The sequence below is a fragment of the Streptomyces coeruleorubidus genome, assembly GCF_008705135.1.
In the GTDB taxonomy this organism is placed as follows: domain Bacteria; phylum Actinomycetota; class Actinomycetes; order Streptomycetales; family Streptomycetaceae; genus Streptomyces; species Streptomyces coeruleofuscus.
Genome location: NZ_CP023694.1, coordinates 7743114 through 7761858 on the forward strand (window position 1 = coordinate 7743114; position 18745 = coordinate 7761858).

15 protein-coding genes and 4 pseudogenes are annotated in these 18745 nt (G+C 68.5%); 4 read left to right on the top strand and 15 right to left on the bottom strand.

What is annotated here, in order from left to right; genetic code table 11:
• Window positions 1–16: 16 nt before the first annotated feature.
• The 4 genes from CP976_RS35665 to CP976_RS35680 all read right to left on the bottom strand — a co-directional run bounded on the left by CP976_RS35665 (window position 17) and on the right by CP976_RS35680 (window position 3502).
• Window positions 17–1234, bottom strand: a complete 1218-nt coding sequence (locus tag CP976_RS35665) for a cytochrome P450 (RefSeq protein WP_150484026.1) — start codon at window positions 1232–1234, stop codon at window positions 17–19.
• A gap of 50 nt (window positions 1235–1284) precedes the next feature.
• Window positions 1285–1611 carry a 2Fe-2S iron-sulfur cluster-binding protein gene (locus CP976_RS35670; protein ID WP_150484027.1) on the bottom strand — a complete coding sequence of 109 codons (327 nt, stop codon included), beginning with the start codon at window positions 1609–1611 and terminating at the stop codon, window positions 1285–1287.
• Window positions 1612–1714: 103 nt separating this feature from the next.
• Complete coding sequence (locus tag CP976_RS35675; RefSeq protein ID WP_208838948.1) at window positions 1715–3001, bottom strand: NAD(P)/FAD-dependent oxidoreductase; 1287 nt, start codon at window positions 2999–3001, stop codon at window positions 1715–1717.
• A gap of 54 nt (window positions 3002–3055) precedes the next feature.
• On the bottom strand, window positions 3056–3502 hold the full coding sequence (locus CP976_RS35680; RefSeq protein ID WP_150484028.1) for a MarR family winged helix-turn-helix transcriptional regulator: 447 nt from the start codon (window positions 3500–3502) through the stop codon (window positions 3056–3058).
• Between the two features lie 670 nt (window positions 3503–4172).
• Between CP976_RS35680 and CP976_RS35685 the strand changes: the two are divergent.
• Window positions 4173–4873, top strand: a pseudogene (locus CP976_RS35685) (IS110 family transposase); the annotation flags it as partial.
• A 525-nt stretch (window positions 4874–5398) separates the two neighbouring features.
• Here CP976_RS35685 and CP976_RS35690 read toward each other — a convergent pair.
• From CP976_RS35690 to CP976_RS35735, 9 genes are all read right to left on the bottom strand, one after another.
• Window positions 5399–6292 (bottom strand): SDR family oxidoreductase, encoded by an 894-nt coding sequence (locus CP976_RS35690; protein WP_373304947.1) that lies wholly within the window; start codon window positions 6290–6292, stop codon window positions 5399–5401.
• A gap of 103 nt (window positions 6293–6395) precedes the next feature.
• Window positions 6396–7280, bottom strand: coding sequence for a UbiA prenyltransferase family protein (locus CP976_RS35695; protein WP_150484030.1), 885 nt, complete (start codon window positions 7278–7280; stop codon window positions 6396–6398).
• Window positions 7277–8536 (bottom strand): cytochrome P450, encoded by a 1260-nt coding sequence (locus CP976_RS35700; protein ID WP_167537481.1) that lies wholly within the window; start codon window positions 8534–8536, stop codon window positions 7277–7279. The genes CP976_RS35695 and CP976_RS35700 overlap by 4 nt, the downstream gene beginning before the upstream one ends.
• Complete coding sequence (locus CP976_RS35705; RefSeq protein ID WP_150484032.1) at window positions 8533–8928, bottom strand: nuclear transport factor 2 family protein; 396 nt, start codon at window positions 8926–8928, stop codon at window positions 8533–8535. Before CP976_RS35705 ends, CP976_RS35700 begins: the two co-directional genes overlap by 4 nt.
• Window positions 8925–10010 (bottom strand): ketoacyl-ACP synthase III family protein, encoded by a 1086-nt coding sequence (locus CP976_RS35710; RefSeq protein ID WP_150484033.1) that lies wholly within the window; start codon window positions 10008–10010, stop codon window positions 8925–8927. Before CP976_RS35710 ends, CP976_RS35705 begins: the two co-directional genes overlap by 4 nt.
• 2 nt (window positions 10011–10012) lie before the next feature.
• Complete coding sequence (locus CP976_RS35715; RefSeq protein WP_167537482.1) at window positions 10013–12700, bottom strand: PEP/pyruvate-binding domain-containing protein; 2688 nt, start codon at window positions 12698–12700, stop codon at window positions 10013–10015.
• A gap of 2 nt (window positions 12701–12702) precedes the next feature.
• On the bottom strand, window positions 12703–13344 hold the full coding sequence (locus tag CP976_RS35720) for a methyltransferase family protein (RefSeq protein WP_150484035.1): 642 nt from the start codon (window positions 13342–13344) through the stop codon (window positions 12703–12705).
• Window positions 13341–14219 (bottom strand): AfsA-related hotdog domain-containing protein, encoded by an 879-nt coding sequence (locus CP976_RS35725; protein ID WP_150484036.1) that lies wholly within the window; start codon window positions 14217–14219, stop codon window positions 13341–13343. Before CP976_RS35725 ends, CP976_RS35720 begins: the two co-directional genes overlap by 4 nt.
• Before the next feature lie 722 nt (window positions 14220–14941).
• Window positions 14942–15772, bottom strand: a complete 831-nt coding sequence (locus CP976_RS35735) for an oxidoreductase (protein WP_150484037.1) — start codon at window positions 15770–15772, stop codon at window positions 14942–14944.
• Between the two features lie 91 nt (window positions 15773–15863).
• On the opposite strand from CP976_RS35735, the gene CP976_RS35740 reads away from it, so the two are divergent.
• Entirely contained in the window at window positions 15864–16466 is a 603-nt protein-coding gene (locus CP976_RS35740; RefSeq protein ID WP_229876711.1) for a TetR/AcrR family transcriptional regulator, read from the top strand.
• 260 nt (window positions 16467–16726) lie between these two features.
• On the opposite strand, the pseudogene CP976_RS43090 reads toward CP976_RS35740, so the two are convergent.
• Window positions 16727–17104, bottom strand: a pseudogene (locus tag CP976_RS43090) (transposase); the annotation flags it as partial.
• A 6-nt stretch (window positions 17105–17110) separates the two neighbouring features.
• On the opposite strand from CP976_RS43090, the pseudogene CP976_RS43095 reads away from it, so the two are divergent.
• A pseudogene (locus CP976_RS43095) lies at window positions 17111–17500 on the top strand (site-specific integrase); the annotation flags it as partial.
• Between the two features lie 141 nt (window positions 17501–17641).
• Here CP976_RS43095 and CP976_RS35750 read toward each other — a convergent pair.
• Window positions 17642–18157 (bottom strand): annotated as a pseudogene (locus CP976_RS35750) (oxidoreductase); the annotation flags it as partial.
• On the opposite strand from CP976_RS35750, the gene CP976_RS35755 reads away from it, so the two are divergent.
• Complete coding sequence (locus CP976_RS35755) at window positions 18090–18398, top strand: SbtR family transcriptional regulator (protein WP_341874630.1); 309 nt, start codon at window positions 18090–18092, stop codon at window positions 18396–18398. The pseudogene CP976_RS35750 and the gene CP976_RS35755 overlap by 68 nt on opposite strands.
• Window positions 18399–18745 lie beyond the last annotated feature (347 nt).

Below are 18745 nucleotides of genomic sequence, written 5' to 3' on the forward strand. Positions count from 1 at the left end.
TCGCTGAGCGGGTAGATCAGCGGGGATCGGTGTCCCACGCGAGGTGGAGTTCTTGGATGGTGTTGACGGGACCGGATGCTATGCGGGGCGTCGTGCCGGGCTTGATGGCGAAGTCCGGGATCCGGGCGAGCCACTCCTGGAGAAACACCGTGAGTTCGAGCTTGGCGAGGAAGGAGCCAGGACACCGGTGGGGGCCGTTGCCGAAGGCCGCGTAGTGCTGCTCGGGATGGGGCCGGGTGAAGTCGACGACGAGCGGGTTGTCGACCTGCCGCTCGTCGAGGCCGTAGAGGTGGTTGGGGACGAGGATCTGCTCCCCCTCCTTGAGTCGCATACCCTGGAACTCGGTGTCCTGCGTGATCAGCCGTGCGCTGTTGACGAGCCCGTGGCGGCGGATGAGTTCCTCGACGGCGTTGGGCACGAGGGAGGCGTCGTCGATCAGCTGCTGCCGGTGTCCCGGGTTCAGCGCGAGGAACCGTACGACGAAGCCGAGGATCGAGGCGACGGTGTCCAGACCGGCGGCCAGGACGACTTGGGACAGCGCCACGGCCGCCTCGAAGGCGATGGGCTCGCCACCGATCCTCGCCGTCACGATCTTGCTCAGGAGGTCGCTGCCCGGCTGCTTGGCACGTGCGGCCAGGGCTCGGGCGACGTACTCGTCCAGAGCGGTGTGGCCTTCATGATGCTCCTGCCGATCCCGCGGGCGAATGACCTTCTCCGCGAGCGGCAGGAGGTAGTCGCGGTCTTCCGCCGGAAGGTCGACGGTGCCGAGGAAGACGACGACGGGCACGATCTGGGCGAAATCGCCGACGAACTCGCACTCACCCTTGGGGCGCAGCTCCTCGACGATCGAAACGGTGGTCTCCCGCACGATCGGCTCCAGGGCCGCTACGGCCTTGGGGGAGAAAGTGGGGGACACGAGCATCCGGTACGAGCCGTGCCGTGGCGGGTCCATCTGGACGACGGATCCCTCGCGCGCGTACGGGCCTCCGATCGAGAGGCGCGCGTGCGAGAAGCGCTTGTGGTCGAGCTGGATCGCCTTGATGGCGTCGGCGCGTGTGACGACCCAGTGGCCGCCGTTGCGGGGGGTCCAGAAGATGTCGGGCAGGGTGTCCTGCGCGTTCTTCCAGGCCACGTGCAGGTCCTCGTTGATGCCTGCCGGCCGGAGGTAGTCGAAATCGACGACGCGGTCTTCCGGTACGTGCGCGGGGATGTCCATCGTGGAGCTTGTGGTCATCGTGTCACCTCTCTCGTCAGGGTGGTCGGGCGCTGGGCGGAAAGGGCGAGTCAGGCGCCGGTCTGGGAGGCAGGGAGCCTCACGATCAGGCCGTCGGTGTCCTCGGTCACCTGGACCTGGCAGGACAGTCGGCTTGTGGGCCGGACGTCGAAGGCGGCCTCGATCATGACTTCCTCGGCCTCCTCGGGCGCAGGCAGCTTGTCGGCCCATGCCGGGTCGATGTAGACGTGACAGGTGGCGCAGTTGGCGTAACCGCCGCACTCGGCGACGATGCCGGGGACGAGGTTGTCCATCGCGGCCTGCATGACAGACGCGTCGGCGCCTGCCTCGACGGCGTGCTCGGTGCCGTCGTCCTCGATGAAGGTGATCTTGGGCATGGTGAACTCCCCTCCTCGCGTGGGTGTGTTTCATGAACAGGCGGCCCTTTTGGCCGCCTCGGCGGGCCCAGGAGCAGTCGCCGCCCCATGGGGGCGGCCGGGATCAGAGTGCGGCCTGAGCCAGGGGGATCTCGCAGTCGGCCAGTCGCTCGGGGTCGACGGGACGGCCACTGGTGACGAGCTGCCGCGCGGTGGCGAAGTCGCCCGGTCGGCTGATGACGTCGGCGGCGACAACCCTGTCGCCCGTGAGGTAGAAGGCAGACAACGTCGTGCCCGTACCACCGCGGGTGATACACCGGTCGTGGCCGGCTGACAGGCCCACCATCTGGAGCTTCAGGTCGTACTGTTCCGACCAGAACCACGGCGTCGCCGTGGACGCCTGTGGCTGGCCGAGGATGGTCGCTGCGGCGACCTTGGCGTGCTCGATGGCATTGGGCGCCGACTCCAGCCGGATGCGCCTGCCGGCGTAGACACTGGGCTGGTTGGCACAGTCGCCGATGGCGAGGATGTCCGCGCCGCTCGTACGTGCGAACTCGTCGACGACGATGCCGTTGTCGACCTGCAGACCTGCTGCGGAAGCCAGGCCGGTGTTCGGCTCCATGCCGATCCCCACGAGTACGAGGTCGGCGTCGAGCCGGTCCATGACCCCGGAGGCCGACACCTCCACCCCGGTCACCCGGCGTCCTGACGCGTCCACGGCCACGTCGGTCACCGTGGCAGCGAGTCGGAAGCGGACACCGTGGGAGCGGTGAACGTCCTCAAGAAAGCCGCTCACCTCCTGCCCGGTCACGCGCGCCAGCAGCCGCTCAGCCGCCTCGACGACGGTGACTTCGAGGCCAAGCTGTGTGGCCACCGCAGCGATCTCCAGGCCGACGTAGCCACCGCCGATGAGGACGAGCTTGCGGCCCGGGACGAACTGCGGACGCAGCGCGTCGACGTCGTCGATCCGGCGCAGCGTGAAGAGGTTGTCGAGCTGGTCCATGTCCACGCCTGGCAGTGTCAGGCGCCGCGCGCGGCCTCCTGTCGCCAGGACGAGTCTGTCGTACGGCAGGCGACTGCCGTCGCTGACGACGAGTTCTTTCACCGCCCGGTCGATCGCTTCCGCCCATGTGCCCAGCCGCAGTGCGATGTTGAAGCGTTCGTACGTCGCGGCAGGCTTGAGGTAAAGCTGTTGCCGGGAGAGTTTTCCGAGGAGGAAGCCCTTCGAGAGTGGCGGGCGCTGGTACGGCGGGCTCAACTCGTCTCCGACGAGGGTGATGCCGCCGCTCCAGCCGCGCTGGCGCAACGTCGTTGCGAGTTCACTGCCGGCCTGTCCGGCCCCGACCACAACTAAGTTTTCTGGCATGGTTCGGCGTTCCTTCCATCGTGAACCTCCCTGGAAACAGAGCAAGGTGGAGTCGAGCCCGGCGACGCCGTTGCCGGCACTGGCCGATTGGGATTCGGTTCAGAGCGACTGGGTTTTGGCGCGAATCTCGTCGAGAGACTTGACTACGCCCCTGAGTTCTTCGGCCGGCATGTCACCGACCAGCTCCGTCATCAGCTGCTCGACGATGATCTTGGCTGCGGCGTGGACGCGACGGCCTTCATCGGTCAGGACCAGGCCTCTCTTGCGCCGGTCGTCCGGGTCGGCAACCCGTTCGAGTAGTCCTCGCTTCTCGAGCGAGTCGATCTGCCGCAGCACGACGGTCTTCTCCCTGGCGAGCTCGGCGGCGAGCTGAGCCTGGGTGATCAGGTCGGTGTGCTCTGCGAGGGCTTGGAGCACCGCGAACTGATCCGGCGTCAAATCCAGACCGCCGGCCCCGAAGAGTGCGCGTGTCTTTCTCGTCAACTCGGCCACGAGCCGCATCAGCGCCGGGACGAGTTCCGCAACATGGGCGCTATTGTCAATCATTGAGATCCTCACTCAGTGACAATGTCAACCATATTGCGAGTGCCGGGTTGCTGTCAACCTGCGGTCGGATGGGTGCCGGACAGGGTGGGGGCCGGAGGGTTTGCGAACGGCTCTGGTGGGTGCCCGGGGCGAGGCTGGGAAGTGCGCCATTTCCGTGCCCTCGCGTGCATCGACTGCCGGTGAACGCTCCCTGAGAACGGGGCAGGCCACCGTGCAACTGTCCTGGTGAACTGCCAGTTCGGTCCAAGGGGGTGCCCGGTGGCCTTGGCCCGGCCTGACCTACTTCGCTTGCTTGAGTCACTAATCCGTTGTTAAGGCCGCCAGGATCTGCACGCCCGTCCGGCTGCCCCTGGCGTCGGAGGTATGCCTTTGGAGTCACCGGCCGGTCGGGCCCAAACGTAGATCGGCACCTCCGGCGCCACCCATGGAACCTCAACTTCCGCATCCTCGTTGTCACTTGTGGTACGAGCCCACCGCACGGTGATCTCTTTCAGCACGCGAGCCTTTCAGCTCCTGCGCAGACCGAGACCCGCGCGGTGCGCTGGTGCCACGAACGGCTCGTGAGGTGTCGGCCCGACCCGCGCCTGGTCGAGGCCTGGGATTAGTGCGACGCGTGGCTCCGCATGCGCTCGTGACCAGCGCAAGCATCCGTTCCCCTGGGAGGGCACCCTTGATCTATTGCGGTATCGACTGGGCCGAGAAGACACACGACGTCGCCCTGGTCGACGACACCGGCCAGCTCGTCGCCAAGCGGCACATTACCGACGACGCGTCCGGCTACAAGATCCTCCTGGACCTGCTCGCCGAGCACGGCGACAGCGAGGAGAATCCCATCCGGGTAGCGATCGAGACCTCCCTCGGCCTGCTGGTCGCCGTCCTGCGGACCGGCACGCGCAAGGTCTTCGCGATCAACCCGATGGCGGCCGCCCGCTACCGCGACCGGCACGCCGTCTCGCGCAAGAAGTCCGACCCCGGCGATGCACTCGTGCTCGCGAATATCCTGCGCACCGACATGCACGCCCACCGGCCGTTGCCCGAAGACAGCGACCTGGCCCGCGCGATCGCCGTCCTGGCGCGCGCCCAGCAGGACGCCACCTGGAACCGGCAGCAGATCGCCAACCAGCTCCGATCCCTCCTGCGGGAGTTCTACCCCGCAGCCCTGGACGCCGTCGCCACCTGGGCCCACGGCCTGTGCCGACCAGAGGCCCGGGAACTGCTCAAGTCCGCACCGACGCCTGCCAAGGCCGCGCGACTGACCCGAGCCCAGATCCAGGCCGCACTCAGGCGGCCGGCCGCAAGCGCGGCATCGAAGCCGAGGCCGACCGGCTGCGAGACATCTTCCGCGGCGACTACGCCCATCAGCTTGCCGCTGGTCTTGCTCGCGCGTTCTCCGTCATCAGCGGGGCGATCAACACATGCCGGTCCTCCGGCGCGGCCCTCTCGGCCCGCGTCGCGCGAGGCCCAGTTGGCCCGGGTCGTCTCGTTGATCCCCCGGTCCTCCGCAACCTCGGGGACCGGAAGCCCGGTATCCGTGATGATCGGTACCGCCCCCTCGCGAAAAGGCGTCAGCGGGGTTTCATGCCGTGGAGCAGGTGGTGGACCAGGGTGTCCACGCCTGCCAGGGCCGCTCCGGGGGCAGCATGCAGCTGGCGATGAAGGCGGCCATGCCGTGGAGGGCGGAGCTCATGACGAGCTTCAGGTCCTCGGGGTTGCTCGCGATGATCTCGCCGCTTTTCTGGGCATCCGCGAGGACCTGGGTGCGACAAACCAAGACCGTGTCCTGTGTGGGCGTGGGTCGTTAATGTCGGCCTTCACTCATTCCCCTCACCTGGTCACTGACGGGTCGAACACAACCCGCGCGTCAGAGCAAGTCCTCGTCAGGTGTACGCAATTCCCCTACACAGGACCGACTCTGTTACCCAAGGCGCCACCCGGCAGGACAGCCTGTCCTCCGGTGAAGGCATGCCGGTGATCCTCGGCCCACTGCCGGAACGTACCCGCCGGCCGGCCGAGCACCTCGGCCACGCCCGACTCGATCCCGGACTTGGCACCGGCGGCCGTACGGCGAGCGCTCTCCATCAGGGCGTCGGCCACCGGCGCGGGGTACCGCACGAGCAGCGCCTGCCGTGCCTGGTCCTGGGAGACTTCCTCGAACCGGATCTCCCGGCCCAACACGGCGCTGATCTCGGCGACTTGATCGGCCGGGCTGAGCCCCTGCGGCCCCGTGAGCGCGTAGGTCTTCCCCTCGTGTCCCGTCCGGGTCAGAGCGCGCACCGCGACCTGTGCGATGTCCCGCGGATCGACACAGCTGTTGCGGCCGTCACGACCGAGGCCGCGGACCACTCCGGACTCCCTGATCTGTCCGGCCCAGGCGAGCGTATTGGACATGAACGCCCGGGGCCTCAGCAGAGTCCAGTCCAGGCCGGAGGCCAGCAACCGCTCCTCGTTGGCCCGCTGCCACCTGGTGATCAGGTCATCGGCCGCGGGGTCGGCCACCGCCAGAGCGGAGAGCTTGACGACGTGCCGCACTCCACAGGCCAGTGCCACGTCGATGATGTTGGCGTCGTGGTCGGGGCGGAGCGGATCGGCCGTGACGACGAAGACCGCTCGGACCCCGGCGAACGCGGTCGCGAGCCGCACAGGGTCCGAGAAGTCGCCGACGACCACCTCGACCCCCGGGGCCGGTGGCGCCAGGCACGCCGGCGACCGGGTGAGCAACCGCACCGATGCCAGCGGGACAAGTCTGGCCACGACCTCACGGCCGACCGTCCCGCTGGCTCCCGTCACCATGATCACAATTTTTCCTTGATACGTGAGTAGTGCCTGCCGGCGTGGTGCGGTGACGCACGCCGCCGGTCGGAGCCGGGACCGGGCGGACGCACCGCTGGGTCGTTCACCCGGAACTCAGGCCGATCACGAAGTAGCCGGCGAACGTCACCAGCAAGTACAGAGCTGGTGCCGCCGCAGGCCAGCGGAGGGCCGCCGATCTCCGAAAGCGCCAGCCGGCGAGGGCCGGCAGTGCCAGGGGAAGGACGGCGAGCGGCACCAGCACCGCTGTGGCCCGCGCGCCGGCGATGAGCAGCACGGCCGAGAGGGCGGGAGCGGCCAGCGCGATGACCGTGGTGCCGGCGAGGCCGAAGACGTCGACATAGCTGCGCTCGCCCGGCTGCGGGCGACGGGTGATCTTCTTCGCCAGCTCCGGATGGACCGAGGCGAGCACGACGATGACGATGGCGAGCACCGCGTCTTCACTCGTGCCGAGCGACGTGCTGTGCAGGTATCTGGCGTACAGATACAGGTGCAGAAGCAACTGGGCCGGGAAACTGACGAGCAGGCTGAGCACGAGCTTGTCGCCGGACGGCCAGCGCAGCCAGTGGTGGACGGCGAGGACGAGCAGGCAGTAGCCGAGCTGCCCGGCGAGAACCGCCAGGGCCGTCGGGCTGTCCGCGTTGATGGCCAGCAACACCACGGAGCCCGACGCGCACAGCATGAGGAGGTCCCGGATGCTCACGGCTCCCCTTGCCAGGGGGCGTTTCGGGTTGTGACGACGGTCGTAGTCGAGGTCCCGGATGTCGTCCACCGCACGCATCAGCAACAGGGTGATGACGAGGGTGACTGCGGCCACGGCCGTACCGGTGTCGGGCCGCCAGGCCGCAGCGTATGGCGGCTGGATGGCGGCGAACAGCCCGGTCACGCCGTAGGCCCAGGCGCACGCGAACAGTACCGAGATAAGCGGCGGATAGCTTCCGGCCACGAAACGGGCCCAGCGACCGATCACGCCGTGTCTCCCCGCACGCGCCACCGCACCGGCAGGGTCCACACCCCGCGTATGAACATCTGGTCACGCCACGTCAGTGACGTCTCGTTCACAGCCAGCTCCAGACCGTCCAGCCTGCGCAGGATCGCCGCCAGCCCGACCTGGAGTTCCACGCGGGCGTGGGCAGCACCGAGGCACATGTGCCGACCGTGTCCGAACCCCAGGTGCGGATTGTCGAAGCGGCCGGGACGGAACTCGTCGGGATCTGTGAACACCTCCTCGTCGCGGTTGGCCGCGTCGGTGAGGGGGATGACGACCTGTCCGGCGGGTATGAGCGTTCCGGCCAGTTCCACGTCCTCGACGGTGACATGAGGCTGGCCGCCGGTCCCGGCGAACCACACCCAGCGCAGCAGCTCCTCGACCACGGTGGGGATCGCCGAGGGGTCCTGACGGAGCGACTCGGCCAGTCCTGGCGTTCTCAGCACTTGCAGGACGCACATCGCCAGATGTGAGGCGGTGGTTTCGCCGCCGGCCATCAACAGGCCGAATCCGAGGACCGCGATCTCCTCGTCGCTGAGGCGGTCGTCCTCCGGGGCGGTCAGCAGTGCGGTGAGCAGGTCGTCACCGGGCTCTCCGGCCGCTATTGTGCGTCGCCTGTCCGCCAACTGGTCGAAGAAGTATCCGTACATGCTCTCGTGCGCGGTGGTGACCTCCTCGGCGGAGAACCGCCCGGCGGACATCATCACCGTCATCCAGGGCCGCAACGGGTCCAGGTCCGAAACCGGGAGGCCGAGCATGTCGCCGATCACCTGATAGGGGAAGAGGGCGCTGAACTCGGCGATCAGGTCCACGGGAGGACCGGTGGCTTCGATCCGGTCCAGCAGCCGCTCGGCGAGGGCGGCGATGTGGGGGCGGGCCTGCTCCGCCTTGCGGTAGGTGAACCAGGACTGGACCGCGCTGCGGCGCCGGGTGTGGACGGGCGCGTCGCTGGTGGCCAGGGCCAGCGCGCTGGACTTCCGGGCGAACAGCGTTCCGTTGGCCCAGGCCTCGCGGCTGAAACGCGGATCGGACAGCACCGTCCTGACGTCCGCGTACCGGGTGACCAGCAACGCGCTCCGGCCGCCGTTCAGGGTGACCGGTACCAGCGGCTGGTCGCGGAAGACGTTCAGATACCCGGAGTCCAGGCTGACGCCCGGTCGGTCGGCGAAGGGGAAATGCGGGCATGTCGCCGCCGGGGCCTTCTCGCCTCGGGGGCCGGCATCGCTGATGTCCGTCACCGCAGCCATCCTTCGGCCGGCTCGAGCGCGGCTTCAGGCGCCCGGTGCCAGTACTCCTTGAACTGCGCGCAGCGCCCGTCCTCGGCGAACCTCAGGGCGAGGCAGCCCGCGGCGCTTCGCGGGGTCCCGGTGGCGGGGTCGTAGAGAATGCACCACCACTCCACCGAGGCGCGATCGGCGGACACGATCGGGGTGCCGAACCAGACGGCCGGGTCCTTCTGGCGCGACAAAGTGGCCGTCCAGTGCTCGGCGATCGCGTCGTGGCCGACATGAGGTGTGCCGAACGGCCCCTGGTGGTAGGACGCGTCATCGGTGAACAGTGCGGCGATCGCTTCCGGATCCCGTTCCTTCCACCGGGCCTGGAGCTGGTCGATCCAATCCTGGACGTTCATTTCTTCTCCTCGTACGGCTGCGGGCGTCCGGTGGCCCAGGCAGGTAGGTGGGTGATCTCGATGACGGCGGCGGTGAGGGAGACGCCCACCCCGTTGCTGATCATCAGTACGTGGTCTCCCTCGGCCAGTTGCCGGGTCTCGACCAGATGTGTCAGGGCGACGAAGTGGTCATTGACCGTCAGATGACCGAGCGGACGGCCGAGTTCGAGCATGCCGCGCGCGGGATCGATGCCCAGGGGCCGCATGATGGTGCCGAGGTAGGCCTCTCCGCCGGAGAACACATGGGTGACCCGGCTGATGTCGGCCGGGGTGAGGTCGGCTTCCTCGATCGAGCGCAGACCGAGTTCGGTACGGGCGAGGTACACCGCTCGATTGGCCGCTGCTGCCCTGTCCGGGAATCGCCGGACGAAGTCGGCCAGCCTGGCGCCGAGTTCTATCGGGCCGTCGGAGGTGATCGCGGGTGGGAACAGCGGGCCTTCAGGGCGGTTCATCTCCTCCAGGTCCGGCAGGGACGCCGAGTTGATCGCCTTGACCCGGGCGAATCCCTCCCGAGTGGACAGGACGGCCGCGGTCGCCGCGTCACCGAGGATGGAGCCCCGTGGGGTGTTGGCTCCCGCCTGGTACCGCCAGCGGTCCACACGTGGTGTACCGAACTTGTCGGCGCCGGTGACCAGTGCCGCGACGCGGCCCGAGCCGACGCTCAGATAGCCGTGGGCGAGTTCCATGGCGGCCAGGACACCATTGCAGCCTTGCCGCACCTCCATGGCCGGTACCTGGCTGCCGAGGGTGTGCCGGAGTATGTAGTGGTGGGGTGTCCACGCTTCCGGTCCCTGGTCGAAGGTCGATGCGTGCAGCAGCAGCCCGACCTCGCCGTTGGAGTGTCCCGACCGGGCCAGAGCCCTGTTCGCCGCGACGACGGCCATCTCGGGCGCGGAGATGTCCCCGGCCACTGCGGCACTGGTCCAGCCGTCCTTCTTCCACGTCTGCTCGTCGTACAGGCCCAAGGCGACCGCGCGGTCCGCTGGGAATGGCTCGGGCAGGTAGCTGCTCAGCCCGGCTATATGCAGGTTCTCCACACGCACGTCTACTCCGCGGATTGTTTGGACTCGGGCTCGGACAGCAGACGTACTTGGCCGGTGTCCCCGTCGATCTCCAGCCAGGCACCGTCCGGGATGACGGTCATGGCCCCCGGCACCGCCACCACGGTGGGGATTCCCAGCAGCCGCCCGCTGATCGCGGTGTGCGAGATCAGGCTGCCGCGTTCGACGACGATGCCCTTGGCCGCCATCATCAGGGCCAACCAGCCAGGGTCGGTCTCCTTCGCGACGAGGATGCGGTCCGTGCAGGACTCCGGGGACACGGACGTGTCCTGAACGACCTTCGCGCGGGCCCGCACCCTGCCGCTGCTGGACGCCAGGCCGCGCAGTACGCCGTCCTCCGTCATACCGGCGAGCACCTCGGGGTCCTGGCGTGACTCCAGTGCGATGGGGACCGGAGGGCCGGCCGGCGTGGTGAAGTACGCCGGGGGATCAGGTCTGTCGGCCGCCCGGGCCATCCCTTCCCTGCGCACCCGTACCAGGGCGCGCAGGTCACGGCCGGGCAGCGTACCGTCGAAGGCGCCCAGCACCTCGTCCACCTGCAGATGCACCACGTCGGCGGCGTCGTCCAGCATTCCCGACGCGACCAGCCGGTCGGCGAGCTGCCAGAGCACCTCGCGTGAGACGCCGTACAGCTGGCTGCGGCAGAACCGGGTGTCCTCGCGGGCCTTGACGGCGAACCGCAGGAATGCCAGCGCCGCGCCCAGCACAATTCTGCGCAGCGGGTTCGGGCAGGTGTCGCGCAGGACCCGCCGTGCTTCCGCCCTGGTGCGCGCCTCGTCGGCCATGTTGCCGGCCACGGTCAGGCGCTGGGCGATGAACGGCCGCAGGGTGGGCAGGATCATCCATGGCTGCTGGCGAGGGGTGAGCACTTCCAGTTTCAGGTCGTGCACAGCGCGGTCGCCGTAGGTGGCCACATGCCGGCTGAAGGCCCCGGCGACACCGGCGCCGTGACGGCCCGCGGAGATCTCGTCCCACACCTGGCGTTCCGGTTCCCGCAGAACGGCCTCGCGCAACGACGGCCGCTCATTGACCAGCTCCGCCAAGGCGATCGCGGACCGGAGCGACTCGATCGTGCGGTTGGTTCTGCCTCCGGCCAGCAACCGTGGCAGCAGCGCGTCACCCCCCGGAACCCAGCGCTTCAGCAGAGCTCCGGTGACCGCAAGGCCGGCCAGCCCGAAATAGCTGGTCACCATCGTGATGCCCCAGCGCTGTTCGGCCTCGGCCCACATGTGGCGGTACCGGGCGATCAGCTCGTCGGCCGGGCGGTCCCCGATCGACACGGAATCGGCCACCAGCGCGTCCCACCAGCGCAGGAACAAGCGCAACTGTCGTGGCTGCCTGGCGCACATCCATGCCAGTCGTGGCATGTTGCGCATCAGGGCCAGCGGCCGGCGAGGCGACACGCCGGGCATGCCTGTTCGTTCGGTGAGCCCGAGCGAACGTTCCCACAGCGGGCGCATGAGCTCGAACCCGGGAATGTTGCCGTGCAGGGTGAACCACGCGTCCAGGCGGTAGTACACGCGGCCGTCCAGGTAGCCGACCATCCGGCTCAGGTGGTGCCGGTTCTGGCGGAGCGAGCGTTCGCTCACACCCATCCGCCGGTAGAAGTCGGAGAACCCCATCCGGTAGAAGACCTGCGCCTGGGAGTAGGTCAGCGCGCTGGTCAGGCCTGGGAAGCTCTCGGTGAGGTTGTGGTTGGTCCATGGCACATCCGGACCGGTGGCCGCAGGCCTGCTCACCACCACGGGTCTGGCCTGCACCAGGTGGACGGTTCCGTCTTCCGTCAGGGTGCCCTCGATGTCCTGCGGCCCGCCCAGGAGATCCTCGGCCCTGGCGGCGAGAGCGCAGATGCGACTTACCTCCCCGTCCGTGAGTACCGGTGTCTCGGCGAGATCGGCGGGCACCGGAAGTGTGGTCACGCCCGCTGCGGGCCGGGCCGGATCAAGGCCCACCATCAAGGTTTTGGACACGCGATCCACTTCGATCGCGCCGGTCCGGCCCTCCACGAAGAAGTGGTCGATGTCCGCCTTCTCCTGGACGATCCCTTCCCCGATACCGTGCGCGGCGGCGATCACCTTTCGGTCGGCGCCAGTGCGCGGGTCCCTGGTGAACACCACGAAGGACCGCACACCCGGCACCATGCGCTGCACCCCGACCGCGATCCGGGCCGCGGTCGCGTCCACTCCGCGACGTACCCGGTAGAGCACGGCCTCGGGGTTGTATGCGGAGGCCCAGCAGTCCACGATCCTGGCCAGTACAGCGTCACGGTCCACGTACAGGAAACTGTCGGACAAGCCGGCGAAGGGGTCATCGGCACCGTCCTCGCCGCTGCCGTCCGCGTCCGCCACGACACACGCCCGCACGGCGACCAGGCCATCGGCATCCGTCAGTGCGTCGAACGCGGTCAGCACCCGGTCCGCCAGCGAGGGCGGCACACAGCCGGCGCGGATGCTGTCGCGGGCCGCGCTCGCCCATGCGATCAGCTCCGCGGAGCCCGCGTCGTCGCCGGGAAACCCTGTCACGGCCGGCACCGACGCCTGGAACGCGGCGCCGGTCAGGCAGAAGAACGCAGGCACCGGCAGGCCGGCGCGGCGCATCACGTCCTGCCGGGCGAACTTGTGGCCAACGAGCGTCGGATCTCCCAGCTCGGGTCCATCCAGAATGAGTTCCATGGTCACCAGACCCCCGGGATCAGACGTGCCCGACCACCGGCATAGGCCGGGTAGGCGGGAATCAGCCACAACACCCGTTCCTCGACGCGGATCCGCCATATCACCACCGACAGCAACACAACGAAGAACAGCACGCTCAACGGATTGAGGAAGAACGCCACAAAGGCGGCGTTGGCCAGCACCATTCCGGAGTAGGCCGGATGCCGTACGAAACGGTACGGCCCGTCGCCCACGATCGAATGGTCGGAATAGCGGACCACGTGGTGGGAGTAGAACCGGCCCAGCGTCCGGATCGCCACCAGCCGGAGCGTGACGGCGCCGGCGAACACCACGATCGGCGCGATCATCCACGCCGACCACCGCTCCCAACTCAGCGGCCACAGCACCGCGGAGATGGCGGTCCCGGCCCGGCTGAGCGCGTAGGGCAGCAGCGTGTTGTTCTCGGCGGCCGCCTGCGACGGATGTTGCACGGTGATCCGGGCCTCAGCCAGCATCCAGACCAGATACGCGCAGGCCAGTCCCGCCGCGACGAGGTGTGTCGGCCGGTGGCCCGAGGAGACGAGCAGGACGGTCCCGGCCAGTACCGCTGTGACCGTGGCCGGCAGCAGAGCGCGCAGGGACGCAACGACGGCACGCTGGTTCATGTCGCACTTCGGTTCGCGCGAAAGCGGGCGTACACATCCGGCCTGACCGCTTTGCTCGCATAGACCAAAGAGCCGAGCACGGACTCCCGTGCGTCGTCGGCGACCACGTCGAAATGGAACTTGGCCTTGTTCGGCGAGATCGGCGCAGTTTTCCACCTCAACGAAACCGGAAGGGAGCGCGGCAGCGCGACAGGCAGGTCCGCGGTCACCCCGACCCACAAGATCTGGGTATCCAGCGGCCACCCGCCGAATCGGTGCGACAGCCAGGTGGACAACTGCCGACCCGCCTCGATGACCGCCTCGATCGGACGGACGCCGGCACGGTGACCGCTCAGCGCATGACCGTCCGGTGGTGACACCACCCCGCCGGTGAGCTGGCGGTCGGTCAGCGACGGCTCGCCGATCATCACGTTCTCCGGACGGGTCCGGTGCACAAGCGCGGCCTGGGCGGGCAGCCGCTCGTCAGCGCTCTCCTGACGTATCCATGCGGGCCCGGCCTCGGAGGTGAACTCGAACCAGCCGTCGGCCACGACCGAGGATTCCTGGGTGACGAACATGTTCCGCCGCCCCGCCTGCGGCGGGCCCACATGCAGCACCGGCGCCGGTTTGAGTTCGCCTATGGCACGAAAGGTCATCGCCCCCTTGACCCGGTGGTCATGCGGGGTCCTGATCCTCTGCCGTGCCAACTCCACCATCGCGCAGACCAGCAGGGTGCCGGGAACGTGGTCGAGCGGATGGTCGAAAAAGAACGGGTCGGTCTGATCGACGCGGAGATCAGCCATCAACGTGCCATCGTCATTCCGCTGACGAATGGCGTTCAGCCAATCGCACGGATCTTCCTCCGCGGGTGTGAATGTCAGTCCGGGCAGCTTCATTTGGCCGCATACCTCGATTTCGGCGTGGACAATTCCAGGTGGGGTCGGCGTGCACAGCGCTCTGTTCCCCGATGAGCCGCCAGGGGCGCATCCCCCTGCTCCCGGCCTGGCGGCCCGCTCCGTTCACGAGGACACTGGTAAGCGCCACCGACCGTGCGTTGACGCGTTTCTGACGTACCGTTCGGTTTTCTTGACACCTTTCCCCTTCGCTGGTTCAGGGGATTGCTTCCGTCGTCGTGAACATCGGCGACTCGTGTAAAATGTCTTCAGTCAGCTTTGTGGCATCACCTAAACTGGTTTACCAACGTGTTCCCGGCTGTCCCGTGAAGGCAGGGAAACGAGCAGCCTTCGGTTGGACTATGCCTTCCGGCCTTATTGGCGGGTCAGTTCGCGAAAGAAGGCGCGGATGTCGCCGACGAGAAGTTCGGGTTGTTCCATGGCGGCGAAGTGGCCGCCGCGGTCGAACTCGGTCCAGCGCCATGTTGGAGGAGCGTTCCGCGAGAGCGCGGATGGGCCGGATGTCCTTCGGGAACACCGCGACGCCCAGTGGGGCGGGTGACTGCGCAGGCTGATTCGGTGAGTGGCCGACCTCGTAGTAGCTTTCTGGCTGGAACCGCGGGTTGGGACAGCGCGTGCGGGCGAGCGCGGGAGGCACCTGGCGGTTGGGGGCGGATCGAGCAGCTCAGGAAGGCCGTCAGCACCCTGCGCCTCCCGGGCGGGGTTCAGCGGGGCAGGCCGACGGCGCGGGACATGACGGTGTCGAAGGCGCGGTCGGGCAGGATCCGGCGCAGGACGAGCAGGGGGCGGGCTCCGGAGCCGGCGATGTAGCGGGTCTTGGGGCGGCGGGCGGTGACGGCCTTGCCGATGGCGTCGGCGATGACGGAGGGCGGGGAGCTGCGCTTGGTGGTGGCCTCCGAGCGGATGGTGGAGACGACGGCTGCGGCGTGCGCGGTGTAGGCACCGCTGTTGGAGGACTTCTCCAGCTTGTCGGCGGCGATGGCGCCCCACTCGGTGGCGATGCTGCCGGGCTCGATGACGACGACGTCGATGCCGAAGGACTTGGTCTCCAGGCGCAGGCAGTCGCTGAGGGCTTCGAGGGCGAACTTGGTGCCGTGGTACCAGCCGCCGAGCGGGGTGTAGATCTTGCCGCCCATGGAGGTGACGTTGATGACGGTGCCGGCGCGCTGGGTGCGCATGTGGGGCAGGGCGAGCTGGGCCAGGCGGATCGCGCCGAAAACGTTGACCTCGAACTGGTAGCGGGCCTCGTCCAGGGAGACGTCTTCCAGGGCGCCGTAGGAACCGTATCCGGCGTTGTTGACGAGCACGTCGATCCGGCCGGTCTCGGCAACGATCTTCTCGATACCGGCCCGCATGGAGTCCTCATCCGTGACGTCCATGGCCAGCGGGCGGACGTCGTGCTCGGCGAGCCCTTCGAGGCGGTCGGTGCGGCGGGCGGCCCCGTAGACGGTGTAGCCGAGTTTCTGCAGCTTGAGAGCGGTGGCTTCACCGATGCCGGAGGAGGCACCGGTGACGAGGGCGGTCTTGGTGGGCATGGGGGGGTCCTCACGATTAAGATGAATTCAAGTTCACTATCTATCATGAACCATAGTTCACCTTGATGCAAGTGGAAGGGCAGACACCTCCATGACCCAGGCCGCAGACACCTCCATGACCCAGGCCAAGGCACCGCGCGCAGACGCGGTCCGCAACCGCAAGAAGATCCTCACCGCCGCCGGCAAGCAGATCACCGTCTACGGCCCCGACGTGGGGATGGACGAGATGGCCGCCGCCGCGGGCGTGGCCGTAGGCACCCTGTACCGACACTTCCCCACCAAGACCGACCTGGTCGCTGCCGTCGTCGCCGAGTACCTCGCCCGCGTCGCGGACGACGCCGAGGCCGCGCTCGCCCGCGTCGCCGACGGCGAAGGCCGCGCCCTCGATGAGCTCACCGCGTTCCTCGGCCGCGTCGTCGAGCAGTCCGCCACCGACCGCGCGGTGAAGGCCGCCGCGCAGACCCTCGGAGCAGCACTGGGCAACCGTGCTGACGAGGACCGTGCAGGCGCGGCCGTCGCAGGCCTCATCCACGCTGGGCAGGTCGACGGTGACATCCGCACGGACGTCACCGTCAACGACATCTACCTGCTGTTCTCCACCGCCCCCGCCGACCTGCCGCCAGCCGCCCGCACCCGTTGGCTCGCCCTCGTCACCCCCGGGCTGACCGCACAGTCCCGGCCGGCGGAGAGCTGACACCCGGCGCGTCGCCGGCGCGGTGTTGGGACACCCGGAGGGGTACCTCACGCGGCAGCATGTGCGGGAGATGACGGGGTTGTCCGTGTCACAGCTCTCGGCCGGCGTCGACTCCTTGCGCACACGTCTTGAGCAGGAAGGGCCGGGCGGGAGGCCTGCGTGAGTCAGGCGCTGGGTTGCGGTCGTGCGCGAGGTCAGGCGGCGTCGGACATCAGGTAGCCGTGGGCGACATCGCGGCGTTCGGCGGGACCGGCGGTGCGGCGGGTGAGCCGTCTGGTCATCAGGGTGATGCAGGGCCAGGTGATGAGCGCTTCGCTCATCTCGGGGAGCCGTTCGTGGTCATCACGGCAGTGTCGGCGGGCCCGCATGATCCACGACCAAGATCGTTCCACTGCCCAGCGGCGCGGCAGGATGATGAAGCCCTTGGTTTTCGGAGGGCGTCGTACGACCTTGACGGTGATGTCGGGGTACTTCTTGGCCCACTCGATGAGGCCGTTCTTGGCGTAGGCGGCATCGGCCCAGACGACGGCGATCTCGGGGTGCAGCAGGGCGAGGCGGAACAGCAACTCCCGCGCGACCAGGGAGTCCTGGGCATCAGCGGGAGTGACCATGACCAGCAGGGCCAGGCTGCGATGATCGCGGGCGCCGGCACCGCCCGCCTGCTGCCCCGGCTGATCAAGGGCCGTACGCGGGGGCGGGTGTTCGTCACCCACCGCAAGCCGGGTCCCGGCAAGGTCATCGCGCCGCGTGACGTGTGCCCGGACACCGGGCTGGTTCGGCCGTCGTACGGCCAGGCCCGCGCCCTGCTGGATGCGCACACGGCCATCGGCGGCGTACCGGGCACGGGCTGGGACCTGCACGAATACCGGCATTCCGGGCTCACCCACCTCGGCGAGGCCGGGGCCAGCCTGCCGATGCTGATGGCCAAGTCCCGACACAAGAAGCCGGAGAACGTACGGCGCTACTTCCACCCGTCGGCGGAAGCGATCGCCGAGGTCACCAGCCTGCTCGCACCCGGCGACGCGCGCCGCTGACCCTGCCGTCACCGGTGTGCCCTACCGCCGTCCCGGCGCCCATGCCGCCAGGGGCATAGTCGGCCAAGGTCATCCGGGGTCCGCGAGTAGCAGCGCAGGCCGGCTCCCTCCTCTTGGTCGGCCGGATCGCGGGTGGAGGTCTCAGACGGGGAACGTGACGTCGGTGAGCTGCTGGGACACGGCCCACAGGCGCTGCTGGACGGCGGTGTCGTGGGACTTCTTGCTGGAGGCGACCACCTTGGGGTATCCACGGGTTTCGCCCATGCCGTCGGGCCCGTAGTACTGGCCGCCGGTGACGGCGGGATCGGTGGCCGCCATCAGGGTGGGCAGCGCTCCCATGGAGGCCGGCTGGCTGAACAGGGGCTGGAGCAGGTCTGCTCCCTTGCGCATCAGGCCGCTCAGGTTCTGCGAGAGTTCGGTGTCCGCGGTGCCGGGATGTGCGGCGGCGGCGATGGTGCTGTGGTGCGGGGCGAGGCGGCGCTGGAGTTCGTAGGTGAACATCAGGTTGGCCAGCTTGGACTGCCCGTAGGCGACAACCCGGTTGTAGGAGCGGTCGAACTGCAGGTCGTCGAAGTGGATGTCGGCCCGGATGCGGTGGCCGACGCTGCTGACGGTGACCACCCGGGAGCCGGGCACGGGCAGCAACCGCGCCGTCAAAGCAGCCGCTTACGCGCTCAGCGCCGACCACACCGCCCACCCCGCCATGCAGGCCGTGGAAACCCGCGTCACCCAGGCCCTCGGCGGGCTCATCCGCAGCGCACAGGCTCAGGGCGCCCTGCGCGCCGACTTCACCCTCGACGACCTGTACCTGATGCTCTCCAGCCTCCCCGCCGACCAGCCGCCCACCGCCCGCACCCGATGGCTCGCCCTCCTGCTCACCGGCCTCACCACCCGCTGACCGACCGTGCGGCAGGAGCGCACAGCGCTGTGTGCACACGACACGAAGGCAGCGGGGCGCCGCCCTGCCCATGTCTTTACCGGTCTAGGTGGGCAGGATTCACCCGGCGCCGCGGCAGGTGAGGGGGCAGTTCGGACATAGAACGCACCATCGTCGTACGGGGCGACGCGCATGGTCAGCTCCTTCCTCCCGCCCTGTCGTGTGCGGCGCTGACCGTGCAGCCGTCTTCTGACCGCTCTCCCGGTGCGGATGGAACAGCAACTTTCCCTCGGGTAGACCGCACGCCGGAAGAACTCCATGACCCTCACCTGCGCCGCCGCGGCGACGGAATTCTGCTCACTGGGCTG